General features: G+C 71.4%; 25 protein-coding genes, 1 tRNA gene and 1 pseudogene. 16 read left to right on the forward strand and 11 right to left on the reverse strand.

Features of this window, described 5'->3' with window-relative positions:
• The 5 genes from OHT77_RS06925 to OHT77_RS06945 are packed head-to-tail and all read left to right on the forward strand — an operon-like array spanning position 1 to position 6009.
• A complete protein-coding gene (locus OHT77_RS06925; protein WP_328827129.1) occupies positions 1 to 879 on the forward strand; it encodes a Cgl0159 family (beta/alpha)8-fold protein in 879 nt (292 codons plus the stop codon).
• A gap of 14 nt (positions 880 to 893) precedes the next feature.
• Positions 894 to 1790, forward strand: coding sequence for a 5-deoxy-glucuronate isomerase (gene iolB / locus OHT77_RS06930; RefSeq protein WP_328827130.1), 897 nt, complete (start codon positions 894 to 896; stop codon positions 1788 to 1790).
• Positions 1790 to 3667 carry a 3D-(3,5/4)-trihydroxycyclohexane-1,2-dione acylhydrolase (decyclizing) gene (iolD, locus tag OHT77_RS06935; RefSeq protein ID WP_328827132.1) on the forward strand — a complete coding sequence of 626 codons (1878 nt, stop codon included), beginning with the start codon at positions 1790 to 1792 and terminating at the stop codon, positions 3665 to 3667. The genes iolB and iolD overlap by 1 nt, the downstream gene beginning before the upstream one ends.
• 29 nt (positions 3668 to 3696) lie before the next feature.
• Positions 3697 to 5190, forward strand: a complete 1494-nt coding sequence (locus OHT77_RS06940) for a CoA-acylating methylmalonate-semialdehyde dehydrogenase (protein ID WP_328827134.1) — start codon at positions 3697 to 3699, stop codon at positions 5188 to 5190.
• 33 nt (positions 5191 to 5223) lie between these two features.
• Positions 5224 to 6009: a GntR family transcriptional regulator gene (locus OHT77_RS06945; protein ID WP_328827135.1), complete on the forward strand. Its 786-nt coding sequence runs from the start codon at positions 5224 to 5226 to the stop codon at positions 6007 to 6009.
• Position 6010: 1 nt separating this feature from the next.
• On the opposite strand, the pseudogene OHT77_RS06950 reads toward OHT77_RS06945, so the two are convergent.
• From OHT77_RS06950 to OHT77_RS06980, 7 genes and pseudogenes are all read right to left on the reverse strand, one after another.
• Positions 6011 to 6996: pseudogene (locus OHT77_RS06950) on the reverse strand (aldo/keto reductase).
• Positions 6997 to 7083: 87 nt separating this feature from the next.
• Entirely contained in the window at positions 7084 to 7746 is a 663-nt protein-coding gene (locus OHT77_RS06955; protein WP_328827137.1) for an NUDIX domain-containing protein, read from the reverse strand.
• Between the two features lie 197 nt (positions 7747 to 7943).
• Complete coding sequence (locus OHT77_RS06960; protein ID WP_328827138.1) at positions 7944 to 8549, reverse strand: DUF305 domain-containing protein; 606 nt, start codon at positions 8547 to 8549, stop codon at positions 7944 to 7946.
• Between the two features lie 69 nt (positions 8550 to 8618).
• Positions 8619 to 9032 (reverse strand): DUF6153 family protein, encoded by a 414-nt coding sequence (locus OHT77_RS06965; protein ID WP_328827139.1) that lies wholly within the window; start codon positions 9030 to 9032, stop codon positions 8619 to 8621.
• A 50-nt stretch (positions 9033 to 9082) separates the two neighbouring features.
• Positions 9083 to 9730 (reverse strand): hypothetical protein, encoded by a 648-nt coding sequence (locus OHT77_RS06970; protein ID WP_328827141.1) that lies wholly within the window; start codon positions 9728 to 9730, stop codon positions 9083 to 9085.
• Between the two features lie 371 nt (positions 9731 to 10101).
• Complete coding sequence (locus OHT77_RS06975; protein WP_328827142.1) at positions 10102 to 10722, reverse strand: HAD family hydrolase; 621 nt, start codon at positions 10720 to 10722, stop codon at positions 10102 to 10104.
• Between the two features lie 29 nt (positions 10723 to 10751).
• Positions 10752 to 11960 carry an MFS transporter gene (locus tag OHT77_RS06980; protein WP_328827143.1) on the reverse strand — a complete coding sequence of 403 codons (1209 nt, stop codon included), beginning with the start codon at positions 11958 to 11960 and terminating at the stop codon, positions 10752 to 10754.
• A gap of 89 nt (positions 11961 to 12049) precedes the next feature.
• Between OHT77_RS06980 and OHT77_RS06985 the strand changes: the two genes are divergently transcribed.
• The gene (locus OHT77_RS06985; protein WP_328827144.1) at positions 12050 to 12811 is read left to right on the forward strand and encodes a DeoR/GlpR family DNA-binding transcription regulator; all 762 of its coding nucleotides are present in this window, start codon (positions 12050 to 12052) and stop codon (positions 12809 to 12811) included.
• Between the two features lie 201 nt (positions 12812 to 13012).
• Here OHT77_RS06985 and OHT77_RS06990 read toward each other — a convergent pair.
• A tRNA-Pro gene (locus tag OHT77_RS06990) sits at positions 13013 to 13086 on the reverse strand.
• 99 nt (positions 13087 to 13185) lie between these two features.
• Between OHT77_RS06990 and OHT77_RS06995 the strand changes: the two genes are divergently transcribed.
• The 4 genes from OHT77_RS06995 to OHT77_RS07010 all read left to right on the forward strand — a co-directional run bounded on the left by OHT77_RS06995 (position 13186) and on the right by OHT77_RS07010 (position 17305).
• The gene (locus OHT77_RS06995) at positions 13186 to 13707 is read left to right on the forward strand and encodes a DUF309 domain-containing protein (protein ID WP_328827145.1); all 522 of its coding nucleotides are present in this window, start codon (positions 13186 to 13188) and stop codon (positions 13705 to 13707) included.
• 69 nt (positions 13708 to 13776) lie between these two features.
• A complete protein-coding gene (gene cobF / locus OHT77_RS07000; RefSeq protein ID WP_328827146.1) occupies positions 13777 to 14550 on the forward strand; it encodes a precorrin-6A synthase (deacetylating) in 774 nt (257 codons plus the stop codon).
• 147 nt (positions 14551 to 14697) lie between these two features.
• Positions 14698 to 16776 carry an MDR family MFS transporter gene (locus OHT77_RS07005; protein ID WP_328827147.1) on the forward strand — a complete coding sequence of 693 codons (2079 nt, stop codon included), beginning with the start codon at positions 14698 to 14700 and terminating at the stop codon, positions 16774 to 16776.
• A 43-nt stretch (positions 16777 to 16819) separates the two neighbouring features.
• Positions 16820 to 17305, forward strand: coding sequence for a hypothetical protein (locus tag OHT77_RS07010; RefSeq protein WP_328827149.1), 486 nt, complete (start codon positions 16820 to 16822; stop codon positions 17303 to 17305).
• Here OHT77_RS07010 and OHT77_RS07015 read toward each other — a convergent pair.
• Positions 17289 to 18041 (reverse strand): cobalt-precorrin-6A reductase, encoded by a 753-nt coding sequence (locus OHT77_RS07015; protein ID WP_328827150.1) that lies wholly within the window; start codon positions 18039 to 18041, stop codon positions 17289 to 17291. The two genes, OHT77_RS07010 and OHT77_RS07015, sit on opposite strands and share 17 nt — an antisense overlap.
• Before the next feature lie 49 nt (positions 18042 to 18090).
• A complete protein-coding gene (locus tag OHT77_RS07020; RefSeq protein ID WP_328827151.1) occupies positions 18091 to 18876 on the reverse strand; it encodes a sulfite exporter TauE/SafE family protein in 786 nt (261 codons plus the stop codon).
• Positions 18877 to 18993: 117 nt separating this feature from the next.
• On the opposite strand from OHT77_RS07020, the gene OHT77_RS07025 reads away from it, so the two are divergent.
• From OHT77_RS07025 to OHT77_RS07040, 4 genes are all read left to right on the forward strand, one after another.
• Entirely contained in the window at positions 18994 to 19818 is an 825-nt protein-coding gene (locus OHT77_RS07025; protein WP_328827152.1) for an alpha/beta hydrolase, read from the forward strand.
• Between the two features lie 68 nt (positions 19819 to 19886).
• Positions 19887 to 20699, forward strand: coding sequence for an SAM-dependent methyltransferase (locus OHT77_RS07030; RefSeq protein ID WP_328827153.1), 813 nt, complete (start codon positions 19887 to 19889; stop codon positions 20697 to 20699).
• Between the two features lie 173 nt (positions 20700 to 20872).
• Positions 20873 to 21910: a zinc-dependent alcohol dehydrogenase gene (locus tag OHT77_RS07035; RefSeq protein WP_328827155.1), complete on the forward strand. Its 1038-nt coding sequence runs from the start codon at positions 20873 to 20875 to the stop codon at positions 21908 to 21910.
• A gap of 342 nt (positions 21911 to 22252) precedes the next feature.
• Positions 22253 to 23806, forward strand: a complete 1554-nt coding sequence (locus OHT77_RS07040) for a carboxylesterase/lipase family protein (protein WP_328827156.1) — start codon at positions 22253 to 22255, stop codon at positions 23804 to 23806.
• Between the two features lie 44 nt (positions 23807 to 23850).
• Here OHT77_RS07040 and OHT77_RS07045 read toward each other — a convergent pair whose 3' ends face one another.
• Positions 23851 to 24321 carry an ion channel gene (locus tag OHT77_RS07045; protein ID WP_328827157.1) on the reverse strand — a complete coding sequence of 157 codons (471 nt, stop codon included), beginning with the start codon at positions 24319 to 24321 and terminating at the stop codon, positions 23851 to 23853.
• A 186-nt stretch (positions 24322 to 24507) separates the two neighbouring features.
• Here OHT77_RS07045 and OHT77_RS07050 point away from each other — a divergent pair, with 186 nt between their 5' ends.
• Together OHT77_RS07050 and OHT77_RS07055 are read left to right on the forward strand one after the other, a co-directional pair.
• The gene (locus OHT77_RS07050; protein ID WP_328827158.1) at positions 24508 to 24846 is read left to right on the forward strand and encodes a hypothetical protein; all 339 of its coding nucleotides are present in this window, start codon (positions 24508 to 24510) and stop codon (positions 24844 to 24846) included.
• Positions 24847 to 24954: 108 nt separating this feature from the next.
• Positions 24955 to 25827 carry a hypothetical protein gene (locus OHT77_RS07055; protein WP_328827159.1) on the forward strand — a complete coding sequence of 291 codons (873 nt, stop codon included), beginning with the start codon at positions 24955 to 24957 and terminating at the stop codon, positions 25825 to 25827.
• Positions 25828 to 25938: the final 111 nt, after the last annotated feature.

Below are 25938 nucleotides of genomic sequence, written 5' to 3' on the forward strand. Positions count from 1 at the left end.
TTGAGCATCAGCATTCCCGACCTGGTCACGGTCAGAGCCCGGCACCCGGAGGCCATCGCCGAGGCCGCCGCCCGCCGGGTGCGCCGCCCCCTGCTGGGCGACAGCGGCCGTCTGATGATCGTGGCCGCCGACCATCCCGCGCGCGGCGCGCTCGGCGTCGGCGACCGCCGTACGGCCATGGCCAACCGCGCCGACCTGCTGGAGCGCCTGTGCGTCGCGCTGTCCCGGCCGGGCGTCGACGGGGTGCTCGCGACCGCCGACATCCTGGAGGACCTGCTCCTCCTCGGGGTCCTCGACGGCAAGATCGTGATGGGCTCGATGAACCGAGGCGGGCTGTCCGGCGCCTCCTTCGAGATGGACGACCGGTTCACCGGCCACCGCGCCGAGGACATCGCCCGGCTCCGCTTCGACGCGGGCAAGCTCCTGCTCCGCATCGACTACGCGGACCCGGGATCGCTGACCACCCTGGAGTCGACCGCGCGGGCGATAGACGACATGGCGGCACGCCAACTCCCGCTGTTCGTCGAGCCGTTCATCTCCCGTCGCGTCGACGGCAAGGTCCGCAACGACCTGTCCGCCGAGGCCGTGACCCGCTCGATCGCGATCTCCTCGGGTCTGGGCGGCACCTCCGCCTACACCTGGCTGAAACTGCCCGTCACCGACGACCCCGACGACATGGCCGAGGTCATGGAGACGTCGACGCTGCCCGCCGTCCTGCTCGGCGGCGAGGTCGGCGACGACCAGGACGGCGCGTACGAGAAATGGCGCAAGGCCCTGCGCCTGCCCACCGTCCAGGGCCTGGTCGTCGGCCGCTCCCTGCTGTACCCCGCCGTGGGCAGCGTGGAGACGGCGGTGGACACGGCTGTGGGTCTGTTGTGAACCGGAGGCACACGATGACGAGCGCATACCACCTTCCCGCGGGCAAGGCCCTCGGCGGCCCCTACGTCGTGGACGTCACCCCCGAGTCGGCGGCCTGGGGCTACTCCAGCCTGCGGGTCCTGGAGCTGCCCCCGGGCGGCACCCACACCTTCGACACCGGCGACAGCGAGTGGATCGTCGTCCCGCTGAGCGGCGGCTGCACGGTCTCCGCCGCCGACGACTTCGGCCACGACACCTTCGAACTCACCGGCCGCGAGAGCGTGTTCACCGGCGTGAGCGACTTCGCGTACGTCCCGAGGGACTCCCGTACGACGGTCTCGTCGCCCGGCGGCGGCCGCTTCGCGCTGACCGGCGCCCGCTGCACCCGCAGGCTGCCCGCCCGCTACGGCCCGGCCTCGTCGGTGCCGGTGGAGCTGCGCGGCACCGGCAACAGCTCGCGGCAGGTCAACAACTTCGGCGCGGCCGGGGTCTTCGAGTGCGACAAGCTCATCGCGGTCGAGGTGATCACGCCCGGCGGCAACTGGTCGTCGTTCCCGCCGCACAAGCACGACGAGCACCGGCCCGGCGAGGAGTCCGTCCTCGAAGAGATCTACTACTTCGAGTTCGCCGACCACGAGGGCACCCCCGGTCTCGGCTACCAGCGCGTCTCCCCCTCCGGGCAGGGCCGCAACACGGACGTCCTGGCCGAAGTCCGGGGCGGGGACGTGGTGTTGATCCCGGACGGCTGGCACGGGCCCTCGATGGCGGTGCCCGGTCACCACATGTACTACCTCAACGTCATGGCGGGTCCCGAGGACGACCGCGCCTGGCTGATCTGCGACCACCCCGACCACGCCTGGGTCCGCGGCACCTGGCCCGAGCAGCCCGTCGACCCCCGTCTCCCCCTCTACACGGCACCGGAGAAGTCCTGATGAGCACCCCAACCCGCCGCCTGACCGTCGCCCAGGCCCTGGTGCGGTTCCTGTCGGCCCAGTACACCGAGCGCGACGGCGAACGGCACCGGCTGATCGCCGGCACCTGGGGCATCTTCGGCCACGGCAACGTCGCGGGCCTCGGCCAGGCGCTCCTGGAGGCCGGCGAGGACACGATGCCGTTCCACCAGGGCCGCAACGAACAGGCCATGGTGCACGCGGCAGTCGGCTACACCCGCCAGCTCGACCGGCTCTCCGCGCAGGCCGTCACGACGTCGATCGGACCGGGCGCGACCAACCTGGTCACGGGCGCCGCGCTGGCCACGATCAACCGCCTGCCGGTCCTGCTCCTCCCGGGCGACTACTTCGCGACCCGCGCCGCCGACCCGCTGCTCCAGCAGCTGGAGCACCCGGTCGAGGCGGACCTCTCCGTCAACGACACGCTGCGGCCGGTCTCCCGCTACTTCGACCGCGTCATGCGCCCCGAGGCGCTGATCCCGGCCGCCCTGAACGCGATGCGCGTCCTGGCCGACCCGGTCGAGACGGGGGCCGTGACTCTGGCTCTCCCGCAGGACGTCCAGGCCGAGGCCCACGACTGGCCGGAGGAGTTCTTCGCCGACCGCGTGTGGCACGTACGGCGTCCCGCGCCGGACGTCTCCGAACTGGCGGAGGCGGTCGCGGCGATCCGGGCCGCCGAGCGCCCGGTGATCGTCGCGGGCGGCGGTGTCCACCACAGCCGCGCCGAGGAGGCGCTGAAGGCCCTGGTGGAGGCGACCGGCATCCCGGTCGCCTCCACCCAGGCGGGCAAGGGCTCGCTGCGCTACGACCACCCGGCCGACCTGGGCGGCATCGGCCACACCGGCACCGCGGTCAGCGACGACATCGCGCGCACCGCGGACCTGGTGATCGGCGTCGGCACCCGCTACACGGACTTCACGACGGCCTCTCACACGCTCTTCCATAACCCGGCCGTCCGGTTCGTCAACCTCAACATCACCGCGTTCGACGCCCACAAGCTGGCCGCGCGCACCCTGGTGTGCGACGCGCGGGCGGGACTCACCGCGTTGACCAAGGCGCTCGCCGATCACCGTGTGAACTCGGTTTACGAGGCCGAGTACCGTGCGGGCAGGGAGCGCTGGGAGCAGGTTGTCGACACCGCGTTCACCGCCCCCGACGAGAACGCCGTGCCGACCCAGACCCAACTGCTCGGCGCCCTCGACGCGGTCGTCGGCGACGACGACGTGGTGATCAACGCGGCCGGTTCCCTCCCGGGCGACCTGCACAAGCTGTGGCGGGCACGGAGCCCGCGCCAGTACCACCTCGAGTACGGCTACTCGTGCATGGGCTACGAGATCCCGGCCGGCATCGGCGTCCAGCAGGCCGCCCCCGGCACCCCCGTGTGGTCCCTGGTCGGCGACGGCACGTACCTGATGATGCCGACCGAGATCGTCACGGCGGTCCAGGAGGGCCTCCCGGTCAACCTGGTCCTCATCCAGAACCACGGCTACGCCTCCATCGGCGGCCTCTCCGAGTCCGTCGGCGGCGAGCGCTTCGGCACCGCCTACCGCTACCGCGCGGCCGACGGCACCTTCTCCGGCGCTCCGCTCCCGGTCGACCTGGCCGCAAACGCGGCGAGCCTCGGCATGGACGTCCTGCGCGCCAAGACGGTCCGCGAACTGCGCGAGGCGCTCGCCACGGCCCGCGCCTCCGACCGGCCGACGTGCGTCTACGTCGAGACCGACACCGCCACCCCGACCGCTCCCCCGGCCGAGGCCTGGTGGGACGTGCCGGTCGCCGAGACCGCCTCGCGCGAGTCGGCCGTACAGGCCCGCGAGGAGTACGACCGCCAGGTCGCCGACCGCCGCCGCCACCTCTGAACTCCCCTCCCCCGAAAGGCCCTTGCATCATGAAGACGATCACCCACTGGATCGACGGCAAGCCCGTCGAGAGCACCTCGGGCCGTTTCGGTCCCGTGTACGACCCGGCGACCGGCGCGCAGGAGAAGCAGGTCGGCTTCGCGACCGTCGACGAGGTGGACGCCGCCGTCGCCTCCGCGAAGGCCGCGTTCGAGAGCTGGGGCACCTCCTCGCTCGCCAAGCGCACCGCGATCCTGTTCAAGTACCGCGAGCTGCTGGACGCGCACCGCGACGAGATCGCCGAGCTGATCACCGCCGAGCACGGCAAGGTGCACTCGGACGCGCTCGGCGAGGTCGCGCGCGGCATGGAGATCGTCGAACTCGCCTGCGGCATCAGCGTGCAGCTCAAGGGCGAGCTGTCGACGCAGGTCTCGACCCGTGTCGACGTGGCCTCGATTCGCCAGCCCCTGGGCGTGGTCGCGGGCATCACGCCGTTCAACTTCCCCGCCATGGTGCCGATGTGGATGTTCCCGCTGGCCATCGCGACCGGCAACACCTTCGTGCTGAAGCCGTCCGAGAAGGACCCGTCGGCGTCGTACCGTCTCGCCGAACTCGCCTCCGAGGCGGGCCTGCCGCAGGGTGTGCTGAACGTCGTGCAGGGCGACAAGGTCGCCGTCGACCGCATCCTGGAGCACCCGGACGTCGAGGCCGTATCCTTCGTCGGCTCCACGCCGATCGCGAAGTACATCCAGCTCAAGGCGGTTGAGCACGGCAAGCGTGTGCAGGCGCTCGGCGGCGCCAAGAACCACATGCTGGTCCTGCCGGACGCGGACCTGGACTTCGCGGCCGACCAGGCGATCAACGCGGCCTACGGCTCGGCGGGCGAGCGCTGCATGGCCGTCTCCGTCGTGGTCGCGGTCGGCGACACCGGCGACGAGCTGGTCGCCAAGATCGCCGAGCGCGCCGGCAGCCTGCGCATCGGCCCCGGCAACGACCCGGCGTCCGAGATGGGCCCGCTCATCACCCGCGAGCACCGCGACAAGGTCGCCTCGTACGTCGCCTCCGCCGCCGCACAGGGCGCCGAGGTCGTCGTCGACGGCACCGGCTTCTCGGTCGACGGCCACGAGGACGGCTTCTTCCTCGGCGTCTCCCTGCTCGACAAGGTGCCGCTGACGGCGGACGCGTACAAGGACGAGATCTTCGGCCCGGTCCTGGTCGTCGTCCGCGCGGAGTCGTACGACGAAGCCATCACCCTGATCAACAGCTCCCGTTGGGGCAACGGCACCGCGATCTTCACCCGGGACGGCGGCGCCGCCCGCCGCTTCCAGATGGAGGTCAAGGCGGGCATGGTCGGCGTGAACGTGCCGATCCCGGTGCCCGTCGGCTACCACTCCTTCGGCGGCTGGAAGGACTCCCTCTTCGGGGACCTGCACATCTACGGCAACGACGGCATCGCCTTCTACACGCAGGGCAAGGTCATCACCACCCGCTGGCCCGACCCGGCCGACGGTGGCATCAACCTCGGTTTCCCCAGCAACTCCTGACCGTCCGTCACGATCCGTGAGGAGGTGCCCTCCGTGGCGAAGACCGGTGGCTATTCCCGCGCCGTGACCGGGTCCCCGCTCGATGCCCTGCATTTCGCGCTGGACCGCAACAGTCCGGTGCCGCTGTACTACCAGCTGGCCCAGCAGCTGGAGGCGGCGATCGAGCACGGGACCCTCGCCCCGGGCAACCTCCTGGGCAACGAGATCGACCTGTCCGTACGCCTCGGCCTGTCCCGCCCCACCGTCCGCCAGGCCATCCAGTCCCTTGTCGACAAGGGGCTGTTGGTCCGGCGGCGCGGGGTCGGCACGCAAGTGGTGCACAGCCAGGTCAAGAGACCGCTGGAACTCAGCAGCCTCTACGACGACCTGGAGTCGGCCGGACAGGGCCCGACCACGCAGGTCGTCCGCAACGAGGGCGTGCCCGCGACCGCGGACGTCGCGGCCGCCCTCGGGGTCCCGGAGGGCAGCGAGGTCACGCTCCTGGAGCGGCTGCGCTCCACGCACGGCCAGCCGGTGGCGTTCCTCTGCAACTACCTCCCGGCGAACCTCCTCGCGCTCGACACCGCCAGGCTGGAGTCGACGGGCCTGTACCGGATGCTGCGCACCGCCGGCATCACCCTGCACAGCGCCCGCCAGACGATAGGCGCCCGCTCGGCCACCTCGGAGGAGGCGACCCGCCTCGACGAGAAGGAGGGCGCGGCTCTGCTCACCATGCAGCGCACGGCGTACGACGACACCGGGCGGGCGGTCGAGTACGGGACGCACGTCTACCGGGCGTCCCGGTACGCGTTCGACTTCCAGCTGCTGGTCAGGCCCTGAACTACACGGCGGAGTCGAGGAGTCGGCGCTGTTCCGCCGTCAACTCCAGGTCCACGGCCGCGAGGTTCTCCTCCAGCTGGGCCACCGAGGACGCGCCGACGAGCGGCACGATCGGCAGCGGGCCGCCCAACTGCCAGGCCAGGACGACCTGGTTGACGCTCGCCCCGGTCTCCTTGGCCACCTGCGCAGCGCGGCGAGGCGGGGCGGGGTGCCCGGGTGGTCGTAGTCGGCGGGCAGCGGCTTGTCCTCGCGGGTGTAGGCACCGGCCAGCAGCGGTGAGTAGGCGACCAGGGTCAGGCCGGGCTCGGCACGGAGGTAGCTGAACAGGTCCGGGCCGACGGTGCCGATGCTGCCGTCGGGGAACAGCTCCGACGGCACGTCCGTCCGGGGGCGCAGGTAGCTGTGCTGGTACTGGAGGAATTCGTAGCCGGGCAGACCGGCCGCGGCGGCGAGCGCACGGGCCCGTTCCACCCGCCAGGCCGCGTGGTTGCTGACGCCCAGGATTCCGACGGTGCCCTCGGCGACCAGCTCGGCGAATCCCTCGACGGTCTCCCGCAGCGGAACGCTCCGGTCCTCGATGTGCGCGTACAGCACGTCGAGCTTGTCCACGCCGAGGCGTTCGCGGCTGCGCTCGGCCGACTCGCGGATGACCTTCGCGGACAGGCCCTCCGGGTTGTCGACGAAACCCGTGCCGGGTGCGAGCGGGCGGGCGCCGAGCTTGGTGGCGATCACGATCTCGTCGCCGATGCCGCGGCTGCGCCGCCACCGTCCGAGCAGCTTCTCGCTCTGGCCGCCCTGGCCGCCGTCCTCCCAGAAGGCGTAGTTGTCGGACGTGTCGATGAAGTTCCCGCCGGCCTCGACATAGCGGTCGAGCACGGCGAAGGACGTCTCCTCGTCGGTCCGGGAGCCGAACAGCATCGCGCCGAGCGCGAGCACGCTCACCTCACGGCGGTGGGCCGGGTCGGTGCCGATGGTGCGGTACTTCATGGTGTTCCCTCCCGTTCGCACCCGGTTCTCCGGGCGCGAACGGGAGTCTTCCGCTTGAAGCGCACTTCAAGTCAAGGCCCTGCGCGACTACTTGGCGAACGGGCCGTCCAGCGCCGCCCATTGGAGCAGCATGATCGTCTTGGCGTCGGCGATCTCGCCGGTGCGGATCATCTCCAGGGCGCGGCGGAAGGGGAGTTCGAGGATCTCGATGTCCTCGCCCTCCTCCTGGAGGCCGCCGCCCTCGTGGGTGCGGGTCGAGGGGCCGTAGGAGGCGGCGTAGAAGCCGATGCGTTCGGTGACCGAGCCGGGGCTCATGTAGACGTCGAAGACGTGCTCGACCTCGCCGACGGTGTGGCCGGTCTCCTCGACCACCTCGCGCCGTACGGCCTCCTCCGGGTGTTCGTCCTCGTCGTCGAGGAGGCCGCCCGGTGTCTCGACGAGCATGCCGTCGGGGTGGCCGTTGACGTAGACGGGGAAGCGGAACTGCCGGGTGAGCAGGACCGTTTCGCGGTCGGCGTCGTAGAGCAGGAGGGTCGCGCCGTTGCCGCGGTCGTGGGTCTCGCGCTCCTGGGTGGTCCAGGTGCCGTCGGCGTGCCGGAAGTCGAAGGTCGTCGTGCGCTCGACGTACCAGTGGCTGGACAGCAGGGTCACGTCGCGGACCCTGACGCGGGGGTTGCCGGTCAGGTCGAGGCCGGTGCGGTCCAGGCCGGTGCGGCCCCGGCGGTCGGGGGTGTCGGCGCCCGCGGTCATCGGACACCGGCCGGACGGGAGGGGATGATCGAGTTGTTCATGTCCGACGTCTATCACCCCTGCGTGTGGGACGCATGGCCATAACCGGCGCCCCGGGAGTTCAACTGCCGTGCCGGTTGCCTCGATTCGTCCCGTGCCAGGCGGAAGGCGCCTGAGCGGGGCGGGGCCGCCGGGCCCCACCCCGCCCTCTGGTGGGGTCAGTTCTTGCCGAGCATGGTGTCCATCTGCTTGATCTCGGCGCTCTGCGTGGTGATCACGTCGGCCGCGAGCTCGACGGCGGGGTCGTACGCGCCGTCCGCCTTCTCGCTCCTGGCCATGGCGACGGCGCCCTTGTGGTGGTCGACCATCATGGTGAGGAACAGGGTGTCGAAGGCGGCGCCGGAGGTCTTCTCCAGCTTGCCCATGTCGGCGTCGCTCATCATGCCGGGCGTCGAGGACGACATGTCGTGGCCCATCCCGGACATGTCCTGGGGGACCTGCTCGCCCCACGAGGTGAGCCAGCCGGACATGGTCCTGATCTCCGGCGCCTGCGCGCCCTCGATCGTCGACGCGAGGCTCTTGACCTGCGCCGAGGAGGCGTGGCCCGCGGCCAGTCCGGCCATCTGCACGGCCTGGCGGTGGTGCTGAATCATCTCCTGCGAGAACGAGACGTCCGCGCCGTTGTGCCCGCCGCTCCCGGCCGTACTCCCGGCGCCCGCCTTGGTGGTGCCGTCGTCGCCGCCGCACGCGGTGAGCGTGAGGGCGGCCACCGCGGCGGTGACGGCGAGGACGGTACGACGGACGGACCTGCGCTGTGCGGTCATGGTGGAACTCCTGGTGTGTGGATCCGTGCAAGGGCATGCCGCCGCGCGCACGACGGCGCGCGGGGTGCTCTAGATCCGCAGGAGTTGGAGTTCGGCGAGCGAGGGCGGGGCCCGGCCCCCGTCGGGACCGCCGCCCGCCCCGGACGTACGCCCGTCGGGCACCTCGGCGAAGGCCGCCACATCGGGCTGCAGCACCGGCACCACGGCCGGGGTCCCGCCGACGGACGCGGACGCGCAGGTCGCGTCGGCGTGCGCCATGTGACCGCCGCAGTCACCCGTGCCGTGATCACAAGCGCCGGGCGTCGACGCCTTCTCCCCCATGGTTACGGCCGAGGCGACCATGGCATGCCCGGGCGCCGGCTCGGCCGGCGGGACGGGCCCGAGTCCGTGCATACCGAGCAGGCCGAGCAACAGGGCGGCGACGAGCAGCCCGTAGGACCGCACCGGCCAGTGCGGTCCTACGGGCTGCTCGCTGCGGGCCATGGCCTCACCATACCCACCCTGGGTATCGGTTCCGGCACCGGACACCTCGGTCACTGGACCGGTGCGGGTGCCTTCGCGCTGCGGTAGGTCGAGATGCCGAGCGCCAGCAGCCAGTAGCTGAGGATCGCGCCCATCAGCGCGGTGGTGCCCCAGCCGTTGGCCGCGTAGAAGTGCGCGGGGGTGTTGCCGAAGAACAGGGACGGCACGAAGGCCAGGTTGATCCCGGCCAGGACGTAGGCCGACCGTCCGGTCCAGCGGGGCAGCAGTCCCGTGCGGGTGACGGCGAGGCCGAGTGCGGTCAGGAAGAACGCCAGCATGAGCCGGGAGATCGAGCCGTAGAGGATGTAGGTGCCGCTGACGTCGATCGTCGGGTCGATGGGGTGGTCGGCGGCGATGACCGCGCCGGCCTCCAGGCCGCTGGAGACCAGCGTGATCGTCGTGTAGACCAGGCCCGCCGTGAAGGCCAGCGAACCGGCCCACTCGTAGTCGGGGTGCACGCGCTTCACCAGGTCGCGGAACGCGGTCACGAACACCAGCAGGAACGCCAGCGCGACGATCCCGATCAGCAGCCTGGCGAGCACGTTGGCGTCCGGCGGCGGGCCCGAGTAGACGAAGTACAGGGGCACTTCGACGATGAGGGCGACGGCGGCGGCGATGCCCGCGCCGCCCGTCAGACGCCTGGCGGTCATTTCGTTCATGGGGTCCCCCGATGTGTCGGTGCGGTGGATTCGGTACGCCATGAATCCTGCCGACGACGGCCCTCGTGGTCCCTGGGCCTGAGGACCGGATCGGGGGTGGCCCTGACGACACCCCGGGGCGGGTGTCAGGGGAACGGGAGGGTGCGGGCGAAGAGGGTGACCAGGACGGCCTCTCCCCCGTTGTCCGACCCGGAACTGTCACCCCGGGGTGCTGGTCCGCGAGCTGGACATCTCGGTCCGCACCCTGCACCAGGCGCTCGCCCCGACCGGCGAGTCCGTCACCGCCCACATCCGCCACCAGCGCCTGGAACAGGCCCGACACCCGCGCAGTACGCCCGCTCCCAGGACGCTCCCCTGCCGTGAGCGGGGTGTCAGTTCCGGGTCGGCAACCACGCGCCGATGACGGCCGCCAACTCCCCACGCCCGGTGAAGACATGACCGTCCATGCCCACGGCTCGCGCGGCACGCACGTTCTCCTCGCGGTCGTCCACGAAGAGGAAGTCGGCCGGGACTGCCCGCAGCGCGGCGACGCAGTGCTGGAAGGCCGCCGGGTCCGGCTTCGCCGCCTTGATCCTGCCGGAGAAGGCGAGATGGTCCAGGTCGTACAGCCAGGGCTGCGCGGCGAGGAACGCGTCCGCGTGGTCCGCGGGGATGTTGGACAGCAGGGCGACCTCGGCGACCTCGCGCAGGGACCGGACGTACGCGACCATCTCCTCGTCGACGCGTGACCAGCTGTCGATGTCGGTGAGGCGCAGTTCCTCGACCGTGTCGGCGTCGGCGGGCCGGGAGAGCTTGTGCAGTACGGCGGCCCAGTACTCCGGCGCGGACTGCCGGCCTGCGTCGTAGGGCGGGCGGCACTCCCAGTACGCGGTGGTGAAGGCGTCGGCGGGGGTGTCGCAGAGGGCGGCCATCTTGCCGAGGGCGCCCGGGAGTTGGTGGCGGGCGATGACCCCGAAGAGGTCGAAGAGGACGATACGGCGGTCGGTGGACATGGGGGTTCCTCCTGGTCCCGGGGGCGGTCTCAGTGACCGCTCGGCGCCGGCTCGGTCTTGCGGACGGGGTCGGTGCGCAGGATTCCGGCGGCCACGGCGGTGACCGCGCACAGCAGGATCAGCAGGACGAAGGCGTGGTTGAGGGCGACAAGGTGGGTCAGCCAGCCGATGACGGCGGGGCCCGCGAGCATGCCGACGTAGCCGAGGCCCGCGACACGGGAGACGTTGGCGCCCGCGGCGGCCGGGTCGGCGTGCCCGGCCGCGCTGAACAGCTGCGGGACACAGCCGGACAGCCCGAGACCGAACAGGGCCCACCCCGCGAACGCGGCCCAGATCCACGGCGAGACGGTCACGATCGCGATGCCGACGCCCGCCGCGGCCGCGCCGTGGCGCAGGATCGCCATGGACCCGAACCGTGCGGCGAGGCGGTCGGCGAGCAGTCGGCCGATGGTCATCGTCGCCGCGAAGGTGCCGTAGGCGAAGGCGGCGGTGCTCGCGGGGGCGCCGAGGACGTCCTTGAGGTGGAGCGCGCTCCAGTCGTTGGCGGCACCCTCGCACAGCATGACCATCAGGGCGAGGACGGCGAGGATCCAGATGCGGCCGCTGGTGCTGCGGCGCGCGGGGGCCGGGGCGTGTTCGGTCTCCGCTGCGAGGACGGTGTCGGCGTGGGCGGTGCCGGGCTCGGCCAGCAGCAGGGCGCGGGCCGAGACCAGGGCGATCACGACACCCAGGGTTCCCATGGCGGCCATGCCCGCGGCCGGGCTCAGGCCCGCACTCGCGGTCGCCGCTCCGACGAGTGCCGCGAGGACGCCGCCGACCGAGAACGTGGCGTGGAAGGCCGACATGACGGGCCTGCCGTAGGCCTTCTCCACGTGGACGGCGTGGGCGTTCATGCTGACGTCCAGGCAGCCGTTGCAGAAGCCGAAGACCAGCAGGGCGCCGGCCAGTGTCCACGGATCGCGGGGCAGGCCGGGCAGCACCAGGGCCACGCTGCACAGGACGCCGGTGGCGGGGACGACGACGCGCGCACCGAGCCGGTCGGTCAGCCGCCCGGCGACCTGCATGCCGAGGAAGGCGCCCAGCCCCAGCAGCACCAGGAGTCCGCCGAGCGTCGCGTGGGTGATGTCCACGCGCTCCTCGATGGCGGGGATGTTCACGACCCAGGTGCCCATCAGGGTGCCGCACAGGCTGAAGTAGACAAAGGTGGCCACTCGGGCGGCGCGCAGCGAATCGTTCATGGGATCCACCATAATGAACATACAGCGTGATTGAACACTGTCGTTTCGCACACATTGAATGTTCGTTTGGAGTGGTGTTCAATCACGGCATGAGCAACGCAGACCGGCACGGGACGATCGCGCAGGCCGTCAGGGAGACGGGCCGGATCACCGTCCAGGAACTCGCCGACCTGACCGGCGCCTCCGAGATGACCATCCGGCGCGACCTCGACGCACTGGCCGCACAAGGCGTCCTGGAACGGGTCAGGGGCGGGGCGCGCACCCTGCTGCTCAGGGGCGAGGAGCCGCCCTTCGCGCTGCGGGCGCACGAAGGCGTGGAGGCGAAGCGCCGCATCGCGGCCGAGGTGTCCGCCCTGATCGCCGACGGCGAGACCGTCCTCCTCGACAGCGGCACCACGTGCCTGGAGATCGCCCACCTGCTGCGCCGGCGGCCGGTCACCGTGATGCCCCTGTCGCTCCAGGCCGTCCACGTGTTCGGCGAGACCCCGGGCCCGGCCACCCTGATGGTCCCCGGCGGGCAGCCCCGCGCCGCCGAGGGCGCCCTCACCGGACCCCTCACCCTCGCGTCCCTCGCCGCCCTGCGCTTCGACACCGCCGTCATGGGCTGCTGCGGACTCAGCGCGGCCCAGGGACTGACGGCCTACGACCTGGACGACGCGGCCGTGAAGAAGGCGGCCATCGCCGTCGCCCGCCGGATCATCGTCGCCACCGACAGCACCAAGCTCGGCCACACCGCGTACGCCCACGTCGGCCCGTCGACCCTCCTGCACACCGTGGTCACGGACAGCGCGGCCCCCGCCGACGAGATCGCCGCCCTCGAAGACACGGGGACGGTCGTGAAGACGGTCTGAGAGGGCGTGCATCAGGCCTGCGACAGGGGTACTCGGGCTCATCAATGCCGTACTCGACGCATCGTCGAATTCCACTGCCGGGCGAATCCCGGGGAGTCCGCGAATCCGCGAAAACCCATGTGGACAATCGCGTCCCCGAGCATGACGAAGGGGCGGTCCCGGATTTCTCCGGAACAGCCCCTCATCTGCGACTCTGTCGAGTCGGGACGACAGGATTTGAACCTGCGACCCCTTGACCCCCAGTCAAGTGCGCTACCAAGCTGCGCCACGTCCCGATGCGCTGTCCGCGGAGAACCGCGTGAGCACGCGAACAGCACTTTACCCCACGCCCGGGGGTGCCCCGAAGCCGGTGCCGGACGCGGGACAATCGTCGTATGGGCGACACAACCTCAGGCGGTACGACGGACTCGCGCGACCGGGACGGCGAGGGGCGGGCGCGCAATGCCCGGCCGCGGGACGGGCTCGGGCGACCGCTGCCCTACGACGCGGACGGCGTGGCACGGCAGCCCGAGGGGGTCGTGCGCGCACCGGAGGACACCGTCGTCGAGGCGCAGGCGCTGCTCGACGAGGGGAAACCGTTCCACGCGCACGAGGTCTTCGAGGACGCCTGGAAGTCGGGGCCCGACGAGGAGCGTGCCCTGTGGCGCGGCCTCGCCCAGCTCGCGGTGGGCCTCACGCACGCGGCCCGGGGCAATGTCACCGGCGGCGCCCGGCTGCTGCGGCGGGGTGCCGGGGGCGTCGAGGAGTGGGCGTCCGTCTCGGGGCGGGAGCGGCCGTACGGGATGGATCTCGCGGGGGTCGCGGCCTGGGCGCGGGGGCTCGGGGACGACGTGGAGCGGGGCGGCGGGAAGGTGGACGCGCAGGCGCGGGCTCCCCGGCTGCGCGGGACGTCGTAGCGGAGGGGGTGTGGGGGTCGTCCCGGTGCGGTGCACGGGCTGTCAGTGGCGTGCGGCAGACTCGGGGGTGTGCGAAAGATTCATGTCATCGGTATCGGTGCGGGCGACCCGGAGCAGCTGACCTTGCAGGCGGTCAGGGTGCTGCGGAGCACGGACGTGTTCTTCATCCTCGACAAGGGCGAGGTGAAGTCGGACCTCACCGGTCTCCGCCGGGACATGCTCGACGCGCACGTGCCGGAGGGGACGTACCGCGTGGTCGAGGCGCGGGACCCGGAGCGCGACCGCAAGGCCGGGGGTGCCGCGTACTCCCCGGCGGTCGGTGACTGGCGCAATGCCCGCGCGGACATCTACGCGCGGCTCATCACCGAGGAGTTGGGCGAGGACGAGAGCGGCGCCTTCCTGGTGTGGGGCGATCCCTCGCTGTACGACAGCACGCTCGGCATCCTGGAGGAGATCCTGGAGCGGGGCGCGGTGGACTTCGAGTACGACGTGGTGCCCGGCATCAGCAGCGTCTCGGCGCTCGTCGCCCGGCACCGCACGGGGCTGAACCGGGTCGCCCGGCCGGTGCAGATCACCACGGGCCGGCGGCTGTCCGAGGGGTTCCCCGACGACGTGGACGACGTGGTCGTGATGCTGGACGCGCGCCAGGCGTTCACGCGCTACGCGGATCAGGACATCGACATCTACTGGGGCGCCTATCTGGGCACCCCGGACGAGATCCTCGCGTCCGGTCCGATAGCCGAGGCCGCCCCGCGCATCGAGCGGCTGCGCGCGGCGGCCCGTGAGCGCAAGGGCTGGATCATGGACACGTATCTGCTGCGCAGGCATCCGAAGGACGAGTAGCGGGCGCGGGCCGGGGCAGGGGGTGCGTCCGGGTACCAGGGCTTCGGCTGTGTACCAGGACTTCGGCCGTGTGCCAGGGCTTCTGCTGTGGCACCCGTGTGGACCGCCCCGTATGCAGGAGGGGGCCCACGGTGTGAAAGTGACCTCGTGACAGTCGCCGAGGAAACCGCGCTGCCTGCCGCGCAGCAGCCGCCCGTGCTGGACACCCGCCGCCGCAACGTCGTCTTCGTGACGATCATGCTGGGCATGCTGCTCGCGGCCCTCGACCAGACGATCGTGGGGACGGCCCTGCCGACGATCGTGTCGGACCTGGGCGGTGCCGCGCACATGTCGTGGGTGGTCACCGCCTATTTGCTGGCCGAGACCGTGGCGACCGTGCTGGTCGGCAAGTTCGGTGACCTGTTCGGCCGCAAGGTGGTCTTCCAGGTCTCGGCGATCGTGTTCATCACGGGCTCGTTCCTGTGCGGCTTCTCCACCAACATGACGCTGCTGATCATCTGGCGGGCCGTGCAGGGTGTCGGCGCGGGCGGTCTGATGGTGACGGCGATGGCGCTGATCGCCGACGTCATCCCGCTGCGCGAGCGCGGCAAGTACCAGGGTGCGATCGGCGCGGTGTTCGGCGTGGCCACGGTCATCGGACCGCTCCTGGGCGGCCTGTTCACCGACCACCTGACCTGGCGCTGGGCGTTCTACGTCAACGTCCCGATCGCGATCATCGTGGTCATCGCGGCGGCCCGCACCATCCCCGTGGTCAAGTCGGCGACCCGGCCCGTCATCGACTACCTGGGCATCGCCCTCGTCGCGATCGGCGCCAGCTCCCTGATCCTGGCGACGAGTTGGGGCGGCAACCAGTACGCGTGGGGTTCGTCGACCATCATCGGCCTGTTCGCGGGCGGTGCGGTCGCGCTCGGCCTGTTCTGCTGGGTGGAGACCCGCGCGGCCCAACCCATGCTCCCCATGCGGCTGTTCGCCAACCCGGTGTTCACGGTCTGCTCGATCCTCAGCTTCGTCGTCGGCTTCGCGATGCTCGGCGCGCTGACGTATCTGCCGACCTATCTGCAGTACGTCGACGGCGACTCGGCCACGATCTCCGGCGTGCGGACGCTGCCCATGGTGATCGGGCTGCTCATCGCGTCCGTCTTCAGCGGCAACGTGGTCAGCAAGACCGGCCAGTACCGCATCTTCCCGATCGTCGGCTCCGCGGTGATGGGCGTCGGTCTGTATCTGATGTCCCTCATGGGCCCGGGCACCGGCGCGTTCCTGGAATCGGTGTACATGTTCGTGCTCGGCACCGGCATCGGCCTGTGCATGCAGGTGCTGACGATCGCCGTGCAGAACACCGTCGAGTACGCCGACCTCGGCACCGCGACCTCCGGCGTCACCTTCTTCCGTACGCTGGGCAGTTCGTTCGGCACCGCCGTCTTCGGCACGATCTACGCCAACAGCCTGGGGCCCAACCTCAAGGACGGGATCGCGACGGCCGCGAAGACCAGCGCGCTGAACCCGGCCGTCATCGCCAAGGCGGCGACCAGCCCCGAGGGCCTGCACAAGCTGCCGCACGCCACCGCCGTGCCGATCATCAACGCCTACGCCGACACCATCCACACGGTGTTCCGGTGGACGATCCCGGTCGCGGTGGTCGGCTTCGTCGTCGCCCTGTTCCTCAAGCAGGTCGAACTGCGGGACAGCGCGCGGAAGGGCTCCACCGACATGGGCGAGGGCTTCGCCTCACCGCGCGGCGGCGACTCGCAACGGCTCCTCGAAACCGCCGTCGGCAAGGTCATCGGCAGCACGGACCTGGACACCGCGCGGCGCATCATCACGACCTCCGACACCCGGCTGGACATCGCCGGCGCCTGGGCCGTGATGCAGGTCGAGCTCTTCAGCAGGATGGTCGGCCACGCGAGCCTCGGCCTGATCGCCGCCCGCCGCCACATGCCGCCGGAGGTGCTCCTCCCGGTCTTCGACCGCATGGTCCAGGAGGGCTATCTGACCCGCGACGGCTACCTCCTCTCCCACACCGCGGCCGGCGAACGCGAGGCCGAGGTCATCGGCCACGCGTGGGGCAGCTGGCTGGAGGACCGCGTCCAGCAGGACATCGGCCGCCCCTCGGGCACGGACCTCCGCGCCGCGGTCGACTCCATCGCCAAGCGGCTCCTCGTCGAGGACCTCACCTCCGGACTGCCGCAGCGGGCAGCGGAGTTGGAGACGAGTCCGGCACCGTGAAAACGGGGTGCCCGGTGACGGGGGCAGTGGTCATACTCACGGCATGCCCCCGACGCCCGTGCGCTTCTACGACCCCGGCCACACGTGTGCCGCCTTCACGTCGTCGATTCTGGTGCGGTGCCCGCGCTGCGACCGGATCGCCCACATCGAACGGCGTCCGCCCACCCCGAAGGACGCGGACGGCGGCACACGTCCGCACCGCCGTCTGGTCTGCCGGTCCTGCGGCCTGTGCCGGAACGACAGCCGTCCGTTCCATTTCTCGCGGCATCCCGGCGCCTGTTCCTACCCGACCCTGTGGCTGCGGACCGGCACCAGGCATGGGGAGTTGTGGGCTTACAACCTCCAACACCTGGACCTGATCAGGCGGTTCGTCGCCGCCGACCTGCGTGAACGCGCGCCCTGGTACGACCACGGCCGGAAGATGACCCTGGTCGCCCGTCTCCCGGTCTGGATCAAGAGCGCCAAGAACCGGGACGAGGTGCTGCGCGCGGTGGACCGTCTCCGGGCCACGGTCATCGCCCCGGGCTGAACCCCAGCCGCTCCAACACCCCGGCGACATCAGGCACCGCGCCCACCCCGTCCGGCAACGCGGGCCGTCGTACGACCACGACCGGCACGCCAGCCTCCCGCGCGGCCGTGAGTTTCGCCGCCGTCGCCGCTCCCCCGCTGTCCTTCGTCACGACCACGTCGATCCGGTGCTCGCGCAGCAGCGCCGCCTCGTCGGCCACGGTGAACGGCCCGCGCGCGAGCAGCACTTCGACGTCCGGCGGCATCGGGGGCTCGGGCGGCTCCACCGACCGTACGACGAAGTGCAGTGGGGCGAGATGGGCGAAGGCGGCGAGGCCGAGGCGGCCGGTGGTGAGCAGGACCCGGCGCCCGAGTCCGGGGAGCGCGTCCGCGGCCTCGGCGAGTGAGTCGACCGGGTGCCAGTTGTCCCCGGGCCCCGGCTGCCAACCCGGCCTGCGCAGCACGATCACAGCCACGCCGGTCGCCGATCCGGCCCGTGCCGCGTTCGCGGTGATCGTCTCGGCGAAGGGGTGCGTGGCGTCGACGACGGCGTCCACGTGGTGCTCCCGCAGCCACGCGGCCAGCCCCTCGGCGCCGCCGAACCCGCCGATCCGTACGTCCCCGGGCAGCGCGCCCGGCCGTGACACGCGTCCGGCGAGGGACGTGGTGACCTGTGTCTCGGGCCGGAGTGCCGCCAGCTCGGCGGCCAGTTCACGTGCCTCGGTGGTGCCGCCGAGGATCAGGATGTGCGGGGACATGCAGCGAGCGTACGAGGTCAGGGGGCGCGAGGTCGCGGGGCCGAGGGGGTCAGCGGAGGAGCAGTTGCAGGCCGCCGATGATCGTCGCCGCGATCACGAGTTGCTCGAACAATCGCTGGTTGATTCGGTTCACAGCCCATTTGCCGATCAACGCACCGGGCACGACGAACGCCGCGAGCGACGCGTCAAGGAGGAGCGAGTGCCCGTCGATCAGCCCGAGGCCCACGCTGAAAGGCACCTTGGTCACGTTGACGATCAGGAAGAAGAACGCCGACGTGCCGAGAAAGCCCAGCTTCCGGAAGCCCGCGGAGAGCAGGTACATCGACATCACCGGGCCGCCGGCATTGGCGACCATCGTGGTGAAACCGCCGAGCACACCGTACGAGCGCGCCTTCGCCCGCCCTGATCGAGAGGTGACGGAGTCCGGCTCGTCACCGGCCTCGGCCCCGGCGTCCGCCTTGCGACGGCGCCACAGGGTGACCCCCGCCATGAACAGCAGGATCGCCCCGATCGAGGTCCGTACGACCGCGTCGTCCGCCCACACCAGGAACAGGGTCCCGATCACGACGCCCGCCGCGACCGCCGGGAACAGCCGCCACAGCGTGGGCCAGTGGGCGTGCCGCCGGTAGGTGAGAACGGCGAGGACATCGCCCACGATCAGGATCGGGAGCAGTACGCCGGTGGAGGCGCGGGCGGGCAGGACGGCGGCGAAGATCGCGAGGCTGACCGTGTTGGCCCCGCTCACGGCCGTCTTGGAGAAGCCGACGAGCAGGGCCGCGGCGGCGAGCGCGGCGAATTCCCAGCCGGATATGTGCCAGAGAGTCATCGTGTTCATGCGAGGACCGATCGTATGTCCTTACATCTCCTCGCGTAAGGAGTGTCTCGTCAGTTGGCCCCTGCACCACACGACGGCGGGCCGGGACACGCGGTGAGCGGTGCTAGTTTTCCGGGTGTGGACGACACCCGCGAGCACACCCTCACCGGCACCCGGGGCACGATCACCGCACACGAGTGGCCGCACGAACATCCGCGCCACCTCGCCCTCGTCGCGCACGGCTACGGCGAACACATCGGCCGGTACGCCGAGTTGGCCGCCGTACTGCGCACGCACGGCGCGGCGGTCTTCGGCCCCGACCACCAGGGGCACGGCACGTCGGCCGGTGAGCGGGTGCTGATCGAGGACTTCGAGGACGTGGTCACGGACCTGCACGGCGTCGCCGACCTGGCACGGTCCACACACCCGGGCGTCCCCCTCGTCCTGATCGGCCACTCCATGGGCGGTCTGATCGCCTCCCGGTTCGCCCAGCGCCACGGCGACGAACTCACCGCGCTCGTCCTGTCCGGGCCGGTCGTCGGCGCCTGGGAACTGCCGGGCCGACTGCTCGCCCTGGACGAGATCCCGGACATCCCGATCAGCCCGGGCGCACTGTCCCGCGACCCCGCCGTCGGTGCGGCGTACGCGGCAGACCCGCTGGTCTGGCACGGTCCCATGAAGCGGCCGACGCTTGAAGCCTTCGCCCGCACCCTGGACACCGTCGACAAGGCGGGGACCGTCGGCGCGCTTCCGCTGCTCTGGCTGCACGGTGCCGACGACCGGCTCGTCCCGCTCGCCGGCAGCCGTGTCGGCGTGGAACGGCTGAACGGCGGCGAGTTGACCGAGCACGTGTATCCGGGCGCCCGGCACGAGGTGTTCCTGGAGACGAACCGGGCGGAGGTCTTCGCGGACCTGATCCGTTTCCTGGACGGGGTGGTGAACAGCCCCACCCGGTCGGCATGACCGTGCCAAACTTCTTCCACGTCCCCCGGGGGTCGTCGTAGCGCGGAAGTCGAGCAGAGGAGCCTCGGGTGACCGGGACAGAGCGGGCCGGCCGGCGGATCGACACGTCGAAACCGCATCCGGCGCGGGTGTACGACTGGTTCCTCGGCGGCAAGGACAACTACCCCGTCGACGAGCAACTCGGCAAGCAGATCACGGCACTTGACCCCGGCGCCCCGCGCACCGCGCGCGCCAACCGCTGGTTCATGCAGCGGGCGACACGGCTGGTCGTACGGCAGGCGGGCATCCGCCAGTTCCTGGACATCGGCACCGGCATACCGACCGCGCCCAACCTGCACCAGATCGCCCAGTCCACCGCGCCGGACGCGCGGATCGTGTACGTCGACAACGACCCGATCGTCCTCGCCCACGCCGAGGCACTGCTGCGCGGTACGCCCGAGGGTGCGACGGAGTACCTCCAGGCCGACGCCCGCGAACCGCTCACCATCCTCCAACAGGCGTCCCGCGTCCTGGACTTCGACCGCCCCGTCGCCCTGTCCCTCATCGCCCTGCTGCACTTCATCCCGGACGCGGACGGCGCCCACGAGCTGGTGAGCACCCTCGTCGACGCGCTGGCGCCGGGCAGTTGCCTCGTCCTGTCCGCGATGACCGCCGACCTGGAGCCGGAGAAGGTCGAGCGCGGCATCGCCGCCTACGCCGCCGGCGGGGTGACCCTGGTGGCCCGCACCCACGCCGAAGTGAGCAGCATCTTCAAGGGACTTGAGCCGACGGACCCCGGCATCGTCTCCGTCTCCGACTGGCACCCCGAACTCGCCGAGAACGAGTCCCCGCTCGGCGACGGCCCGATCTCCCTGTACGGCGGGGTCGCCTTCAAGCGCTGAGAGACCCGGCAACCGTGCCGCAGGGTCCGCCCGACCCATAACTGCTTGCCCGATTCAAGCAAAACGGGAAATGATTGCTTGACTTAAGTAATGGAGCCATGATTGCCTGACTCAAGTAAGTCCGGAGCCGGGGCCGGTGACACCCCTCACCCGCATGGAAAGCGAGTCCCGTCATGGCCACGATGAAGTCCGTGCAGACCGGTGCCGCAGACACGATCGACGTGGTCGACGTCGAACGTCCGGCGCCCGGGCCGAAGGACGCCCTCATGAAGATCCGCGCGTGTGGGATCTGCGGTACCGACACCTTCTTCCTGCACATCGGCGGCGGCCCCTTCGGTCCCGGCGGCGCGATGGTCCCGGTCCCCCTCGGGCACGAGCCGGCCGGTGAGGTCGTCGAGGTCGGCGCGGAGGTGGAGGGGCTGAAGGTCGGGGACCGCGTGGTCGTCAACCCGCAGGGCGCGCCCTCCGGGATCATCGGCTGCGGTGGCAGGCACGGCGCCATGAGCGACTACCTCCTCCTGGAGGACTGCGAGATCGGCAAGAGCGTCACCGTCTTCCCCGACACCGTGCCGTTCGACGTGGCCGCCCTCAACGAACCGATGGCCGTGGCCCGGCACGCCGTCAACCGGTCCGAGGCGAAGCCCGGCGACAAGGTCGTCATCTTCGGTGCCGGGCCGATCGGTCTGGGCGCGGCGATCTGGCTGAAGCTGCGCGGGGTCGAGCACGTCGTGGTCGCGGACGTCATCGCCTCACGCCTGGAGACGGCGCTCGCGGTCGGCGCGGACGCGGTGATCAACTCCGCCGAGGAGGACGTCACCGCCCGGCTGACCGAACTGCACGGCCAGGCCGCGAACGCACTGGGCCAGCCGCGCGCGGGTACCGACATCTACATCGACGCCGCCGGTGTCGCCGCGGTCGTCAACACCACGATCGACTCCGCGAAGTGGGGCGCCAAGCTGGTCATGGTCGCCGTACAGAAGAAGGGCGCCGACATCGACCTCGGCGGGATGCTGCGCAGCGAGCTGACGCTGATCGCCTCGCAGGGCTATCCCACGGAGATCTTCGAGGTCACGAGCGAGATCGTCGAGCACCACGAGCGGTTCGCCCGGCTGATCAGTCACCGGGTGCCGTTCGCCGAGGTCGGGCGGGCCTTCGAGCTGGCGCTGACACCGGGCGCGGCGGAGAAGATCGTCGTCACCTTCGACGAGTAGGCACGGGCCCGCGGGTTCCGGTCGTCGTCGCCGCGCCCCTCTCCGCGTGCTTCTTCCCGGGCAGTCGGATGACGCTCCCGGGCCACGACCCGGGCGTCACGTCGTGGCCCGGCGTCCTGGTCGCAGGCGTCTCCTCCCTCGCCGTGCTCCGGCGGCACACCCTGCCGCGCAGCACGGTGGCGGTCACCCTCTGCCCTGAACATCCTGCCGAAGTCCGAGGTCTGGCACCTGACCCTTGTCTCGGTGTGAGGCATCCTGGCCAACGAGCACACGGCGGCCGCCGTCCAGGCGACCGCCCTCCGAGCACCCCGCACCTCCCCCGGCCACAGCGAGGAGCCCACCATGACGACACCCAACTCCCGTGACACAGCGGCTGGTTCGGCCGAAGCGCCGGTGGTGCGCTTCGGCGCCGGTGCGGTACGCGGGCGGCTGGAGGACGGGCTGGCCGTCTTCCGTGGCATCCCGTTCGCCGAACCGCCGGTCGGCGAGGCGAGGTTCCAGGCGCCGCGGCCCGTGCGCGGCCGGGACGGCGTACGCGACGCTCTCGCCTTCGGGCCGCCGCCCCCGCAGGAGTCCGGATTCCAGGGGCGCCGGGTCGTGCAGGAGGCGGCGACGGGTGACGACTGGCTGACCGTCAACGTGTGGACACCCGCGCCCGATCCGGCGGCCCGCCGCCCGGTCATGGTGTGGATCTACGGCGGCGCCTACAAGCTGGGACACGCGGGCAGCCCGGGCTACGACGCCCAACGCATCGCCCGCGACGGCGACTTAGTGGTCGTCACCCTCAACTACCGCGTCGGCGTCGAGGGGTTCGCCCGCATCGACGGCGCCCCCGCCAACCGCGGGCTGCTCGACCAGGTCGCCGCGCTGGAGTGGGTGCGGGACAACATCACCGCGTTCGGCGGCGACCCCGGACAGGTCACCGTGGTCGGCGAGTCGGCCGGCGCCGGGTCGGTGGCCTCGCTGCTGGTGATGCCGAGCGCCGCCGGACTCTTCCACCGGGCCGTCGCGCAGAGCGTGCCGGGCTCCTTCTTCTCCGACGAGCTGGCCAGGGACATCGCGGCCGCGATCGCCGCCGAGGCGGGACTGCGCCCCACGGCCGCCGACCTCGCGACCGTGGACCCCCGTCAACTGCCCATGGCGGGCGAGACGTTGACCACGAAGATGCACCAGCACGCGGACCGGTGGGGCGTCGTCGCCCACACCCTGAGCCCCTTCGCACCCGTCGTCGACGGCGAGGTGCTGCCGACCGCGCCCTGGCAGGGTGTCGCGGCGGGCGCGGCCCGGGACGTGGAGCTGATCCTCGGTCACAACCGGGACGAGTTCCGCCTGTTCACCGCGCTCGGCGGACACCTCGGGAAGATCACCGAGGAGGACGCGGTGAGCGCACTGCGCCGGTTCGGACCGGGCGCCGACCCCGAACAGGCCTACCGCACGGCCTTCCCCGACGCCTCCCCCGGCGAGCTGCACGAACTCGTCCACTCCGACCGGGTGTTCCGCATGCCCTGCCTCCACCTGGCCGAGGCGCAGGCCGCCGCGGGCGGACGGGTGCACGTCTACGAACTGACCTGGCCCGCACCGGGGTTGGGCGGGGTGCTGGGCTCCTGCCACGGCCTGGACATCCCGCTGCTCTTCGGCACGTTCACCGCCGATCTCGGCAACCTGCTGTTCGCCGACGTCGAGCCCTCCCCCGACGCCCTGGCACTCTCGTCCCGCTTCCGCGCGTCCTGGACGTCCTTCGCCCGCACCGGCGACCCGGGCTGGCCGGCGTTCGACACCGAGCACCGGACGGTACAGGTGCTGGACACGGAGCCGGTGGTCACGGCGTATCCGGAGGAGGCTTCGCGGCGGCTGTGGGAGGGGCATGTGTTCGGGGCGCTGCCGATGGTCGGGTAAGTGGGAGCGGCGCACTGAAGGGGCCACTGGTCAGCACTCCCGCTTCACCCTCCCGAGCCCTCGCCCTTCCCGCCCACCAACCGCTCCAAGCGGTCGAAGCGCTCATGGAGAGCCCGCACCGTCTCTTCCCCCAACTGCTCGGCGCCATGGGCGAGATGATGCCGGCGGCGCTGTTCCCGGCCGACGAACCAGGTGGCGAGGGCCGCGGTGACGAGGCCGTAGGTGGTGATGCCGACGACCATCACCACCGTGCCGACGACGCGGCCCCAGAGAGTCACCGGGTAGAAGTCGCCGTAGCCGACCGTGGCCGTCTCGATCGACCACCACAGGGCCCTCGGATACGACGTGAGGTTGGCGCCGCGTGCTCCGTGTTCGGCGGCGACGGCCGCCCAGGAGCCGACGAGCATGACCACGCCGAGGACCGCCGTCGCGCCGCCCGCCGCCTTCACATGGAGTGAGCGGCCCTCACGGCCGAGCAGCAACGCGACCGCCCTGGTGAGGAATCCGGGCAGCATGGTCACTCCTTCGCGCGCGGGTGCCGGGCGGCCGGTCCTGGTCGCGGCCTGGGGCCAGTGTCGGGGCGTGCGGGGGCGCGGGCATGCCGGGCGGCGCGTTCGAGTTGCCGTACGACGTGCGGCGTTGTGCGCTGGGGGCACTGTTCCCGCCCTGATCGTCCGCCCCACTCGACGGAGGAGCCTGTCATGACCGCGGAACCCCGAGCCGTGCCGGAGACCTTCGCGTTCACCTGTGGTGACTGCGGCCACTGCTGGGAGGCCACCTTCCAGGTGATGTTCTTCACCGACCCGACCGACACCACCGGTCTGACCACGCAGGAGTACGTCGACGAGGAGGGGAAGGCCCTCAGGTCACCGCTCGCCGACGCGATCTGCCCCAAGTGCGGCGGGCGGATGGTGCATGTGCTGGAGGCCGGGCTCGCCCAGCGGGCCCGCCGCGCGGAACACGAGCCCCAGCCGCCGCACGAGCACCGTCTGCACCTTCCGCACCGGCACTCCGGCCCGCCGGAGGACGAGCCGCGCTGACGTGCCCCTGACCGAGCGTGACTCACCCGGACGGCCCCCTGCGCTGGAGGCCCGGCCGCCCCGGTGGTGCGCTGTGGGGGACCCGCCACTCCCCCTGGAGGCCCCGCCATGCACCGTCGCCCGCCCTCCCGACCCGCCCGTGTCCTCGCCTCCGCTCTGGCCGTGGGCACGCTGCTGACCTGCGCGGCCTGTTCCGGCGACAGCAAGGGCGACGGCGGGCGCGCCGACAGCGCCGCGGACGTCGCGGCCTCCCCGCTCGCCGCCGAGTCCACGGTCGCCTCGCCCAGCGGCGGGAAGTCCGCGTCACCCGGCACCGGGAAGTCCGCCGGCGTCCTCACCCCGTCCGGGGCCAAGGCCGCGCTGATCACCGAGGCCGACATCGAGGACAACTGGACGCAGGTCAAGGATGCCGCGTCCTGGGGCGACAAGCTGCTCATCGGGAAGGTCGACGTCGCCGCACTCCTCACCGCGAAGACGAACGCCGCCGACTGCCAGAAGCTCCTCGACGCGCTCTACGACGACACGCTCCTCGGCAAGCCGTCCGGCGCGTCCGCGCTGACCGGGTTCGAGCAGAACGAGTCCCGGCTGCTCTACCAGGTCGCCGCCTACGACCGGGCCAAGCTCGGCACCTCTCTGAACTGGCTGAAGACGCTGCCGGTGAAGTGCGACCAGTTCACCGCGACCGACTCCAAGGGCGGCCACCGTACGGTCCAGGTCATCGAGGACCCGGTGCCCTCCGTGGGCGACGCCCGGCAGGGTCTCCAGGTCACCGTCACGGGCACGAGCGGCACCCAACCCGTCACGCTCACCCTGCAGTTGGCGGTCGTCCGGGTCGGCACCGACGCGATCACGGTCACGTCCGGCGGCCTGCGCGGCACCGAGACGGACACGACCAAGGCCGCCGTGCAGCAGGGCACCGCCAACCTGAAGGACGTCCTGGCCGGGCGGACCCCGGCCGCCCAACCCGGCAATCTGGACTGACCGTTCGCGATTCCCGGAGAACATGTGCCCGATCGTCGCGAACCCCTGGGCCGGGTGATCACCGGACGGCACAATGGAGTCGACGGCCGCACGGGCGACGAGGAGCGACGA

The sequence above is a fragment of the Streptomyces sp. NBC_00252 genome, assembly GCF_036187565.1.
Taxonomy (GTDB): Bacteria; Actinomycetota; Actinomycetes; order Streptomycetales; family Streptomycetaceae; genus Streptomyces.